We start from the raw sequence: 11,599 nt of genomic DNA, 5'->3' as shown, positions 1-11,599 counted from the left end.
GTCAAGCGGGCAGTTCCACGGTGATGCTGAGGCCGCCGGTGGGGCGCGGGGTGAGGGTGAGGGTTCCGTCGTGTGCCTGGGTGATGGTCTTGACGATGGCCAGGCCGAGGCCGACGCCTGCCTGGTCGGTGTGGATGCGCTCGGTGCCGCGACGGAAGGGTTCGGTGAGGGTCGAGACCAGCTGCGGGGTGAGCCGCTCGCCGGTGTTCTCGACGGACAGCACCACGGACTCGGGACGGACATCGGTGTGGACCCGTACCGTGCCGTGTTCCGGCAGGTTGTGGACGATCGCGTTCTGGACGAGGTTCGTGGTCAGCTGCAGCAGGAGCGCCGGCGATCCGGTCGTGGGGGCGATGTCGCCGCAGGTCTCGAGGGTGACGCCGTGTTTCTCCGCGAGGGGGAGGAGGGTCTCGGTGGCCTCTTCCGCGACGAGGGACAGGTCGACCTGTTCCCGGGTGAACGACCGCTGGCCCGCGAGGCTGAGCAGGAGCAGCGCCTCGGTGAGGTCGATGGCCCGGGTGTTGACGGCGTGGAGGCGGTCGACGAGCCGGACGGTGTCGTGGTGCGGATCGGTGCGGGCGACGTCGAGGAGTGCCTTCGAGATCGCCAGCGGGGTGCGCAGCTCGTGAGAGGCGTTGGCCGTGAAGCGCTGCTGTTCGGCGACGTGTGCTTCGAGCCGCGCGAGCATCGTGTCGAAGGCGTCGGCGAGTTCACGGAACTCGTCCTCGCGGCCGGGCAGTTGGATCCGGTGGGAGAGCGATCCGTTCGTCGCCATACGGGTAGCGTGGGTGATGCGGGTCAGCGGCGCGAGCATGCGGCCGGCGAGGATCCACCCTCCCACGAGGCCGAACACCAGCAGGAACGCCAGTACCGCGGCGGCCCTCGGCGCGAAAACGGCCAGGAGGGCGGACCGGATGGGAAAGACACCCTGCGTGGGCCTGTCGTCGGGATCGATGAGCATCGCGCGGTTGGGGACGTAGCGGAGGAGGAACACCCACACCGCCGCGAGCAGCAGGGCACCGGCCACCATGAGGAATCCGGCGTAGCTGAGGGTGAGTTTGAGACGAGCACTCATCCCGGGGGCCCTATCCACGATTCTCCCCCTCGTGTCCGGCCTCGGGCGGTGCGTCGATGCGGTAGCCGACACCCGGCACCGTGGCGATGAGCCAGGGTTCGCCGAGCCGTTTGCGCAGCGCCGAGACGGTGATGCGGACGGCGTTGGTGAACGGGTCCGCGTTCTCGTCCCAGGCGCGTTCCAGGAGTTCCTCGGCGCTGACGACACCGCCCTCGGCGGCGACAAGGACTTCGAGCACGGCGAACTGCTTCCGGGTGAGCGCGACATAGCGGTCGTCGCGGTGGACCTCGCGCCGGAACGGATCGAGGCGCAGGCCCGCGATCTCCCGTACGGGCGGCCTGTTGTGGGCGCGTCTGCGGTCGAGTGCCCTGAGCCGGAGCACGAGTTCCCGGAGTTCGAAGGGCTTCGTGAGGTAGTCGTCGGCGCCGAGTCCGAACCCGGAGGCCTTGTCGTCGAGCCGGGCGGCGGCGGTGAGCATCAGGATCGGCATGCCGCTGCCGGAGGCCACGATGCGTCGGGCGATCTCGTCGCCGGAGGGGCCCGGGATGTCCCGGTCCAGCGCGGCGATGTCGTAGGTGTTGACGCGGAGCAACTCCAGCGCGGTGTCGCCGTCCCCCGCGATGTCGGCGGCGATCGCCTCCAGGCGCAGGCCGTCGCGGATCGCCTCCGCCAGATAGGGCTCGTCCTCGACGATCAGCACACGCATGCCCTCCAGGCTACGAGTCGGCACCTATCGCCGACGTATCGAGAACCGCATACGCGCGGGCAACACCGCGTCGCCTTCACTCGGGACACCGGGCGCTCGACTCCGAGCCACCGGAACGAACGCGAGTGAGGAAACACGATGACGCAGGCGGACCGGGCGGAGACCGGACAGGACGTCCCGGCGGACACCCGCGCGCCGGCCACCGCCGGGCCGTGGCGCGGGGGCGTGCACCGCGCGATCCGCTACGGCCTCCGGCCCGGGCCCTGGAAGCGCGGCCCGGTGCTCGCGGCGCTGGCGCTGCTGCTCGGCCTGCTGATGCTGCTGCACGCGTGGATCCCGAACCGGGTCGGTGGCATCGGCAGTCTGGTGGAGACCTTCCTGCCGTGGTTCGGTGTGTTCGTCCCGGTGCTGCTGGCCTGCGCGCTGTGGCGCCGCTCCGCCTCCGCCGTGCTCGCGCTGCTGCTGCCGGTCACGGTGTGGCTGAACCTCTTCGGCGGGCTGCTCGGCGACAGGTCCCACTCCGGCGCCGACCTCACCGTGGTGAGCCACAACGTCGACGCCGACAACCCCGACCCGGCAGGCACCGCCCGCGACCTCGCCGCCTCCGGCGCGGACCTGCTGGCGCTGGAAGAGATCACCCCGCAGGCCCGGGGAACGTACGAGAAGGAACTGGCGAAGGCGTACCCGTACCGCACGGTGCAGGGCACGGTGGGGCTGTGGAGCAAGCTGCCGCTGTCCGACTCCCGGCCGGTCGACACCAGGATGGACGCCGGGCCGCTGGGCGCCACCAAGTCGGCCGCGACCAAGTTGGCCTACAACCGGGCCCTGCGCACCACGGTGACCACCGACCACGGGCCGCTCGCGGTGTACGTGGCCCACCTGGGATCGGTACGGGTCAATCCCAGGATGGGCTACTGGACGGAGTCCCGGGACAGGGGCGAGCAGGCGCTCGCCGAGGCCGTCGCCGCCGAGCGGAACGGGCGGGTCGTGCTGCTCGGCGACCTGAACGGCACCATGGACGACCGCGTGTTCGCCGGCCTCACCTCGCGGCTGCGCTCGGTCCAGGACGCGGCCGGGGCCGGCTTCGGCTTCAGCTGGCCGGCGAAGTTCCCGGTGGCGCGGATCGACCAGATCCTGGTGCGGGGCGTGCAGCCGGAGAGCGCGTGGCTGCTGCCCGCCACGGGCAGCGACCACCTGCCGGTGGCGGCCGGAATCAGCTGGTGAACGTCACGGGGAGTCGGCGGAGGAGGGCCTCCGGCGCAGTGAGTTCCTCGGCCGGTGCGGCCGGGATCACCGGTCGGAGTCGGTCAGCAGGCCGATCAGATAGATCGTGATCGCACGCTCCAGCGTCGCGGCGAAGGGCGTACGGAGGAACACGAGACTCGGATCGGCGGCATAGGCGTCTCGCACGGCCGTCGCCGGATGGCTGTGCGTCCACAACGCTCCGACGAGAACGATCGTCATGCTGGCCGCTTCGGCGGCCTCCCGGTCGCCGAGCTCGGGCAGGATCTCCCGCAGCATGCCCGCCAGACCGGCAAGACCGTCGTGGGCCCCCCGCTTGTATCTCGCGGCCAGCTCGGCGGAGACATTGTGCTCGAGAATGCCGGCCTGGGCACTGAGCAGTTCGCAGAGCATCTTCCGGGACGCGAACGACGCGGCCAGACCCGATGCCACCGACTCGGCCCTCGCGATCGCGGAACCCGTCCGGTCGACGCAGGCGGGAAGTTGATCGACCACCTCTGTCAGAAAATCGCGGGTCAGGCTCTCCAGGAGGTCCAGCAGGACCGCCTCTCGCGACTCGAAATAGCGCATGACGTTGGACTTCGCCAGTCCCACGCGGCGGCTGAGCTCATTGAGGCTCACGGCTGAGACCGGCATCTCGCTGAGCATGGTCGCCGCCGTCTCCAGGATGCTCCGGCGGCGTACTTCGCGCTGCTCCTCGTTTCTGGCGCGCTGGAACGTGTTCATGCCCGCATATTACAGACCTGCGGTCCCTTGTGTAGAGACCGCAGGTCTCTTATGCTCGGAGCGTCCGAAGAGCCCGCCGGTCTGTTAAGTGGGGCCGGTTCAACGTCCCATCCATGACTCGCAAGGAATGACCATGACGAAAAAGGTAGCCCTGGTCACCGGTGCCTCCTCGGGCATCGGGGAAGCCACCGCCCGACAGCTTCAGCAGGCCGGCTTCATCGTCTATGGCGCGGCCCGGCGCACCGACCGGATGAACGGGCTGGCGGCGTCGGGCGTGCGCACGCTCTCGCTGGACGTCACCAGCGAGAGCTCGGTCGGCGACGCGGTCGCCGAGATCATCGCGGCCGAGGGCCGCATCGACGTTCTCGTCAACAACGCCGGCTACGGCTCGTACGGCGCGCTGGAGGACGTTCCCATGGCGGAGGCCCGCGCACAGATCGAGGTGAACGTGTTCGGCCTGGCGCGGCTGACCCAGCTGGTCCTGCCGCACATGCGGGCCCAGCGCAGCGGCACGATCGTGAACATCAGCTCCATGGGCGGCCGGTTCGCCACACCCATGGGGGCCTGGTACCACGCCAGCAAGTACGCCGTCGAAGGCCTCAGCGACGCGCTGCGCCTGGAAGTCGGGCGGTTCGGCATCGACGTCGTACTCATCGAACCCGGCTCCATCCGGACCGACTGGGGCGCGATCGCGGCCGACAGGCTGCGTGCCACCTCCTCCCGCGGACCGTACGCCGAGCAGGCCGACGCGATGGCCGAGTCCCTGGAGCGAAGCTCGCGGCCAGGCACCCGTATGGCCTCACCCGCCACCGTCATCGGCAAGGCGGTGACCAGGGCGGCGACCGCCCGGCGTCCGCGCACCCGCTACCGCGTCGGTTTCGGAGCGCGCCCCCTCATTTTCCTCAACCGGCTGTTGCCGGACCGCACTTTCGACGCCCTCGTCAAACGCTCGTCCGGCGTGCCGGCGTGAGCGCCTCCCCGCTCTGAGACCAACTCCGAGGAATCCGAGACCAGTTCAGAAGACTCCGGAACCAACTCCGAAGAATCCGGGACCGACTCCGAAGAAGAGGAAAGACCATGACTGAATCCACCGCCCCTCGCCCCAAGGCCCTGATCGTCCTGTCGTCGGCACGCGTGCTCCCGCTGAGCGAGCCCGTCGGCCACCCCGGACTACCGATCGGGTTCTTCCTCGTCGAACTCGCCGCCGTGATGGCGCAGTTCGAGAAGGACTACGACTTCGTCCTGGCCACGCCGGACGGCCGGCCGCCGCAGCTCGACGTCAACGGACTCGCTCTCAACTTCCACGGGGGCGGCAGCCTCGGTCTCGCCACCGCCCGGACCACCGTGCAGAGCGGAGTCGAGCGGTTCGGCCCCGAGAAGCTGCGGGAGAAGAATCCGGACCTCGTCAAGCGCCGTGAGACCGAACTCGCCCTCGCCCGCAGGTTCCTCGGCCGCATCCCGGTCTCCGAGGCGCTGCCCAGGACGGACGCGGAGGCCGTCTCCGTCCGAGGTGATGTCGTCGCCGGCTTCGAGGCGTTGCCGCAGCGCGAGTACCTGTCCATCCAGCAGCTGATCGAACGGCACCGCGACCCCGCCTCCGGCTTCTCGCTGGCAGACCTCGCCTTTGTGCACATGCCCGGCGGACACGCACCGATGGTCGACTTCCACGACAACCCGTGGATGGGGGAGTTGCTCCACACGCTCCGCGAGGTGGACGTCCCGATATCCCTCATCTGCCATGCCCCGATCGCCCTCACCTCGGTGCGCCACCGGGTCGACGGCGACGGGAAGGTCACGACCGATCCCGACCACGCCTTCAAGGGCGCACGGATCACCACCGTGGCCAAGTACGGCGAAAAGACCGTGCTCGCGTTCAACTACCCGAAGGTGCCCGGCGAACGCACACGCCTGCAGTTCTACGTCGACGTGGCCCTCAAGGAGGCCGGTTACGACGTCAACCTCACCCTCAACCCCTCGGCCCCCAAGGTGATCTGGGACGCCGACCACTCCCTGCTGACCGGCAACGGCCCCCAAGCCGTGGACGAGCAGGCCACCCGTCTCGCCGAGATCGTGCGCGACCGGGCGCGCAACTCCCCTTCACGCACGCGGTAGTTGCACCCGGCCATCACGTCCACCGGCCATCACCATCAGGGGAGAGGCCCTACGCCCGTACCCCGAGCCGCATCGCATACCCCGAGTGACGCAACTCCTCGCCCCGGAACTCCCCGAAGGCCCAGAAGCCGAGGTCGTCCAGGTAGTCGATGCGATCGCCGCCGATCCAGTACCGGCCCTCGTAGGCGTGCGGGCGGCCGCCCCGGGTCTCGTCGTAGCGGCCGTCGGCGGTCAACTCCTGGTGCAGGAAGTCGTTCTCGTCGATCCAGACGCCGACGCGCGGGTTGCCGGTGAGGTCCTGGGTGGCGGGGACGCCCGCCTCGGGCGCGGTGGGCCGACCGGGGGCGTCCGTACCGGCCCAGAGCACCGGCTGGCCGGCCGCGACCAGGGCGCGGACCTGTTCGGGGCGCGTCAGCAGCGTGTCCTGCGCGCCCGCCACGTCCGGAGCGAACTCGTCCGGTACGACGAGGAGGTCGCCGGTGTTCCCCGGCGTCAGCGTCGCGACGTACTCGGAGCGCCGGCCGCGCCCGCCCACCAGGGCGACGGTGTCCACGGGTGGGTGGCTGCTTCACGGCAAGCCTGGTCGCGCCCGAGGAGCGCAACCAGGCCGCCGTCCACCCAGGTGTCCCGCACCCACCCTTAGGAGGTCAGCCCGCAGCCGCGGTGAGCGCTCCCAGCGCACTGGCCTGCGTACGCCAGTCGAACTGGTTCGGGCTGGTGCCCGCCCAGCGTTCGCCGAGGGCGTTGAGGGAGGTCCGGTCCTGTGCCCACAGGGTGTCGGCCTGTTTCTGGATGTAGTTCCGGTAGGTGGTGGAGCCGGTGGCCTGCGTGAGGTCGGCGAAGTTCCGCATGAAGATGCCCTTGAACTGCTTCTGGTTGTCGTCGCAGGACGCCGAGCCGACGTCGCAGGACTCGGTGAGCACTCCGCCGGAGGTCAGCGTCGGACTGCTGATCGCCGCGTCCGCCAGAGTGCGCGCCGTGGTGAGAAGCGAGCTGTCTCCGGTCGTCTTCCACAGCTCCGTGAAGGCGCCGATGGCCAACCCCTGGTTGTAACTCCACACGGTGGAGCCGTTGTTGACGCAGGACGAGGAGAGCCCGTCGTTCACCAGACCCGAGGAGTTGATCATCCCGCTGGCCTTGTACCAGGCGGCCGACGTCCTCGCCCGCTGGAGCCACACGGTGTCACCGGCGATGCGCTGGTGCAGCGCGGTGGTCAGCCACAGGTACTGCCCGTTCGTCACCGCGTTCTTGTAGGTCCGCTCACGGTCCCACCACACGCCGCCGCCACAGGTGCCGGTGTCCCAGTACTGCTGGACGTAATTGGCAATGGTGACAGCCTCGTTGAGATACCGCGCGTCGTGCGTGTAGTCGTACGCGTCGATCCACGCGATCGCCCACCACCCCGAGTCGTCGATCGACCGGCTGATGAAGTCGCCCTCGATCGCGTCCGAACTGCGCGTCCCGGCCGCGAAGACACCCTTGTTCTGGTCGAAGGTGCGGGCGATGACCCAGTCGTAGTCGTGCGTGCCGGTCGTCTTCGCGAAGTCGATGACGGACGTGAGGGTCGCCGCCGAGTTCCACCAACTGCTGGGCCACCAGCCGTTGTAGGGGTCGTACGACGTCATCAGCGCGTCCGCCGCCGCACGCGCCCTGGTCGGCACGGGCCGGTACCACGCGGTGCAACTGCCCTCGTTGTGGCTCGCCTCCCGGCCGCAGGCGCGGACCGCGCCGCCGTAGAGGAGACCGCGCGGATCGCGGGTCGCGTACATCGCCGTACGGGTGGTGGTCGCTCCGGACGGGGTGCTCGTACGGCCGAGGGAGGAACCGTCCGGCCAGGTCGAACCGCCGTCCCAGGAACGGTCCAGCCAGATCTCGTCACCGGCGCCACCGGTGTCGATGCTCGCCCAGGCCGCCGTGTTCTTCTGGTCGACGTGCAGCCGAATTGTGCGGCCGTACAGGGTCGTTGACGGGATCGGCTGCTCGTCGCCGGCCGCCTGGCCCGCGCTCGTGCCGTCGCACACGGTGTCGCAGACCGTGGGGTAGACCCAGTTCGTGCAGCCGACCCCGGCCGCGTCGCCGCAGGCCCGGACGAGGCCGCGCTTGTGGTTGCGCGGGTCGGTGATGTTGTACATCAGGGTCCTGGTGCCGGTCCACGTGCTCGGGATGCTCGCCTTGCCGAGCAGGCCGTCCCACGTGGCGCCGCCGTCCCAGGAACGGTCCAGCCACACCGAGTCGCCGGTCGTGCCGTTGTCGATGCTGGCCCACGCCATGTCGTCCGCGTCGGACACATGGAGCTGGACGCGCCGGCCGTTGAGAATCCTGTCCGGCACTGGAAACGTCTCCTGCCGTGCCTGCGACGGGTCCAGCGTGTCGCAGGCCAGGACGCACACCTGGGTGGCGGCGGACGCCGGCGTCGCGGCCGGGACCAGCGCCACGAACGCGAGGGCGGCCGTCAGCAGAAAGCTGAGGAACCGTGGTCTGACAACGATGTCGAAGCTGCGTAGGGACACCGGAACTCGCCTCGATTTCACGATGGGGGACGCCGGTCGTGAATGGATTCAGGACTGGATCAATGGTCCATACCTGTACCCGTCTCGGAGGCAGTGAACCGGCTCGGCGTGAGCCTGTCAATGCCGCAAGGGGCGGTTTTTTCACAGGAGTTGAAGGCTGCCGCGACGGCTTGACACCCGGTTTTCCGGCGCCCATCATCGGTCCGAACTTTGGCGAGTCATCTCGCGTACCCGTTGCTCCTCAGGCTCCAGGCCTCCGTGGTCGATCGTTTTGAATCGATTCATGCACCTGGTTGTCCAGTTGAGCGGCTGGTTCCCCCACCGATCCGGGAGGCACTCATGCGCCGCCGCAGGCCATCGCAGAACCGAACGCCCAGACCGGGCCGCCTAGTCGGGCTCACCATGGCGGTGGCCGCCGCGCTGGCCGTGGCCCCGGCCCTGTCCGCAGGCGCGGCGCCGGCGACCGCAACGCCCAGCCCCCGGGCTGCACTTGACGCCCTGAACTACTCGCCGACCTCGCGCACCCTCAAGCCGACCGCGATCTACCGCACCGCCGGCATCGTCGCGAACCCGACGAACGTCCTGAACGGACAGTCGACGCGGATCTCCGGTGCGCAGTCGGCCGTCACGCTCGACTTCGGGAAAGAAGTCGGCGGCTTGGTAACGTTGTCATTCGGCAGCACCAGCTCCAGCGGCCAACGCGTCGGCCTGGCCTTCAGCGAGTCGTCGCTGTACGTGGGCAACAACAGCGACCGCAGCAGCGGCCGGGACGGCGAGGACGGCGCGCTCTACGCGACGCCTTCCGCCAACGGCACGTACACCGTGCCCACCGCCCAACTCCGGGGCGGATTCCGCTACTTGACGGTCTTCCTCGACAGCTCGGGCTGGGTGGACCTCAACGGCGTCAGCCTCAACTTCACCGCCGCTCCGGGGAAGACCAACCCGGCCGACTACGCCAACTACTTCTCCTCCAGTGACGAGTTGCTCAACCGCATCTGGTACGCCGGGGCGTACACCGTGCAGTTGAACACGATCGCCTCCAACCAGGGCCGCGCCTGGCCCCCGCCCACGTCGGCATGGGACAACAGCGCCACTGTCGGCGTAGGTGACTCCGTGCTGGTGGACGGCGCGAAGCGCGACCGCACGGTGTGGCCCGGCGACATGGGCATCGCCGTCCCCACGCAGTACGCGTACTCGAACGACCTCACCTCGACCCGCAACGCGCTGACCACGATGTACAACGCGCAGTCGGCCGCGGGCGAAATCCCGTGGTCCGGGCCGCCGTTCAACCTCACCGGCTCGGACACCTACCACACGTGGACCCTGCTGGGGACGTCCACGTACTACACGTACACCGCAGACCGGTCGTGGCTGGACTCCGAATGGTCCAACTACAAGCGGGGCATGGCCTTCATCACCAACAAGATCGACGGCAACAACCTCCTCAACGTGACCCGCACCCAGGACTGGGCCCGGGTCGGCCAGGGCGGCGAGAACATCTCCGCCAACGCGCTGCTGTACGGCGCCCTCAAAGGCGGCGCCACGCTCGCCACGGTCGAGGGCGACAGCACCCTCGCGGCGACCTGGAACAGCAAGGCGGCCGCCATCAAGTCCGCCGCCAACTCCCTGCTGTGGGACGCCTCCAAGGGCATGTACAAGGACAACCCCACCAGCGGGCTGTACCCGCAGGACGGCAACTCCCTCGCCGTCTGGTACGGGTTGAGCGACTCCACGGCCAAGTCGAAGAGCATCATCGCGGGGCTCGGCAACAACTGGGGCATCTACGGCCCGACCACGCCCGAATGGGGCGGCAACGTCTCGCCGTTCGCCGGCGGCATGGAGCTGAACGCGCGCTTCACCGCCAACGACGACTACACCGCGCTGGACCAGATCCGCCGCACCTGGGGCCACATGCTCGACAGTGACATCGGCACCAAGAGCACGTTCTGGGAAGGTGTGAAGGCCGACGGCGGCCTCGCGTACGGCGGTTCGTTCATGAGCCTGGCCCACGGCTGGTCCACCGCGCCCACCTCCACGCTCACCTTCGACGTGCTCGGCACCGCGCCCGAGTCGTCGACCGGCGCGTACCGCTTCGTCCCGCACCCCGGCGACCTGACCAGCGCCGAGGGCCGCATCACCATGCCCCAGGGTGCGATCAACGCGTCCTGGTCCCGCAACCCGTCGGCCGGCACCTACTCGGCGCAGTTGACCAGCCCGTCCGGCAGCACCGGCCGCATCGGCGTCCCCAAGCTGGGCGGCAACATCACCGTGTCCGTGAACGGCACCACGGTCTGGAGCAACGGCACCTTCACACCCACCTCCGGCATCACCGGCGGCAGCCAGGACGACACCTACGTCTACCTCACCGGCGTCGCCCCCGGCAGCTACAACGTGTCCGCCACCGGCCTCGGCAACCCGTCGCCGCCCGCCGACCCCGGCACCGGCGCCCTGCGCGCGGGCTACACCCGGTGCGCGGGCGAGGGCGGCACCTGCTCCTTCAGCGGCACCCGCTCGGTGGCCTACGGCGCCGGGACGTACACGTACAAGACGGTGACCAGCAGCACCGCCTGCACCAACGACTCCTTCGGCGGCGACCCGGCGACGAACCTCGTCAAGTCCTGCTACGTCGCCGACGCGGGCGGCCCGCCCGGATACACCGCCTGCGCGGCCGAGGGCGGCACCTGCGCCGTGCCCGGCTACAACCGCGACGTCGCCTACGGCGCCAACGGCAACTTCGTCCACCAGGTCACCAACGGCTCCGTCGACTGCTCCAACGCACACTTCGGCGATCCCATCGACGGAGTCGCCAAGTCCTGCTACCTACCGCCCGCCGGCGCCCCGGCCGGAGGCTGGACCAAGTGCGCCGACCAGAACGACACTTGCTCAGCAGCCGCGGGCCAGCCGGTGATGTACGGCGCCTACGGAGCGTTCACCACGGCCACCGCCACCGGCAACACCGCCTGCACCGACGCCACGTTCGGCGACCCGATCCCGGGCGAGTCGAAGGCCTGTTACACCGCCACCGGCGGCCCGCCCGGCTACGCCACCAACTGCTCGGCGGAAGGCGGTACTTGTAGCTTCAGCGGACAGCAGACCGTCGCCTACGGCGCCCGGGGCCGCTTCCTCTACAAGGCGTTCACGGGCGGCGCGGCCTGCACGACGGCCGCCTTCGGCTCCGACCCGCTACCCAATGTGAGCAAGTCCTGCTACCTCACGCCCTGACGAACA

The 11,599-nt window shown here is 69.5% G+C and carries 9 protein-coding genes; 4 read left to right on the top strand and 5 right to left on the bottom strand.

Annotation, left to right across the window (positions count from 1 at the left end):
- Position 1 precedes the first annotated feature (1 nt).
- Entirely contained in the window at positions 2 to 1,075 is a 1,074-nt protein-coding gene (locus tag OO70_RS18435; RefSeq protein ID WP_043671708.1) for a sensor histidine kinase, read from the bottom strand.
- Between the two features lie 10 nt (positions 1,076 to 1,085).
- Positions 1,086 to 1,781 (bottom strand): response regulator transcription factor, encoded by a 696-nt coding sequence (locus OO70_RS18430; protein WP_043671705.1) that lies wholly within the window; start codon positions 1,779 to 1,781, stop codon positions 1,086 to 1,088.
- Between the two features lie 138 nt (positions 1,782 to 1,919).
- On the opposite strand from OO70_RS18430, the gene OO70_RS18425 reads away from it, so the two are divergent.
- Positions 1,920 to 3,005, top strand: a complete 1,086-nt coding sequence (locus tag OO70_RS18425) for an endonuclease/exonuclease/phosphatase family protein (protein ID WP_043671702.1) — start codon at positions 1,920 to 1,922, stop codon at positions 3,003 to 3,005.
- Positions 3,006 to 3,071: 66 nt separating this feature from the next.
- Here OO70_RS18425 and OO70_RS18420 read toward each other — a convergent pair whose 3' ends face one another.
- Positions 3,072 to 3,749 carry a TetR/AcrR family transcriptional regulator gene (locus OO70_RS18420; RefSeq protein WP_043671699.1) on the bottom strand — a complete coding sequence of 226 codons (678 nt, stop codon included), beginning with the start codon at positions 3,747 to 3,749 and terminating at the stop codon, positions 3,072 to 3,074.
- Between the two features lie 133 nt (positions 3,750 to 3,882).
- Here OO70_RS18420 and OO70_RS18415 point away from each other — a divergent pair, with 133 nt between their 5' ends.
- On the top strand, positions 3,883 to 4,719 hold the full coding sequence (locus OO70_RS18415; protein ID WP_043671696.1) for an oxidoreductase: 837 nt from the start codon (positions 3,883 to 3,885) through the stop codon (positions 4,717 to 4,719).
- Positions 4,720 to 4,826: 107 nt separating this feature from the next.
- A complete protein-coding gene (locus tag OO70_RS18410; RefSeq protein ID WP_043671693.1) occupies positions 4,827 to 5,861 on the top strand; it encodes a type 1 glutamine amidotransferase family protein in 1,035 nt (344 codons plus the stop codon).
- Positions 5,862 to 5,910: 49 nt separating this feature from the next.
- Here OO70_RS18410 and OO70_RS56045 read toward each other — a convergent pair whose 3' ends face one another.
- A complete protein-coding gene (locus OO70_RS56045) occupies positions 5,911 to 6,414 on the bottom strand; it encodes an Atu4866 domain-containing protein (protein ID WP_078651443.1) in 504 nt (167 codons plus the stop codon).
- A 94-nt stretch (positions 6,415 to 6,508) separates the two neighbouring features.
- Entirely contained in the window at positions 6,509 to 8,371 is a 1,863-nt protein-coding gene (locus OO70_RS18400; protein WP_051741350.1) for a glycoside hydrolase family 76 protein, read from the bottom strand.
- A gap of 402 nt (positions 8,372 to 8,773) precedes the next feature.
- Between OO70_RS18400 and OO70_RS18395 the strand changes: the two genes are divergently transcribed.
- Positions 8,774 to 11,593 (top strand): alpha-L-rhamnosidase-related protein, encoded by a 2,820-nt coding sequence (locus tag OO70_RS18395; RefSeq protein ID WP_043671690.1) that lies wholly within the window; start codon positions 8,774 to 8,776, stop codon positions 11,591 to 11,593.
- The last annotated feature ends 6 nt before the right edge of the window (positions 11,594 to 11,599 follow it).

Source organism: Streptomyces xylophagus (assembly GCF_000716435.1).
Lineage (GTDB): Bacteria > Actinomycetota > Actinomycetes > Streptomycetales > Streptomycetaceae > Streptomyces > Streptomyces xylophagus.
The sequence above is the reverse complement of the archived record's forward strand: the minus strand, read 5'-3'. Positions and strand labels throughout refer to the sequence as shown.

Excerpts from the sequence above, each read along its gene's own strand:
- OO70_RS18435 (WP_043671708.1), bottom strand. The coding sequence starts at position 1,075 with ATGAGTGCTCGTCTCAAACTCACCCTCAGCTACGCCGGATTCCTCATG.
- OO70_RS18430 (WP_043671705.1), bottom strand. The coding sequence starts at position 1,781 with ATGCGTGTGCTGATCGTCGAGGACGAGCCCTATCTGGCGGAGGCGATC.
- OO70_RS18425 (WP_043671702.1), top strand. The coding sequence starts at position 1,920 with ATGACGCAGGCGGACCGGGCGGAGACCGGACAGGACGTCCCGGCGGAC.
- OO70_RS18420 (WP_043671699.1), bottom strand. The coding sequence starts at position 3,749 with ATGAACACGTTCCAGCGCGCCAGAAACGAGGAGCAGCGCGAAGTACGC.
- OO70_RS18415 (WP_043671696.1), top strand. The coding sequence starts at position 3,883 with ATGACGAAAAAGGTAGCCCTGGTCACCGGTGCCTCCTCGGGCATCGGG.
- OO70_RS18410 (WP_043671693.1), top strand. The coding sequence starts at position 4,827 with ATGACTGAATCCACCGCCCCTCGCCCCAAGGCCCTGATCGTCCTGTCG.
- OO70_RS18395 (WP_043671690.1), top strand. The coding sequence starts at position 8,774 with ATGGCGGTGGCCGCCGCGCTGGCCGTGGCCCCGGCCCTGTCCGCAGGC.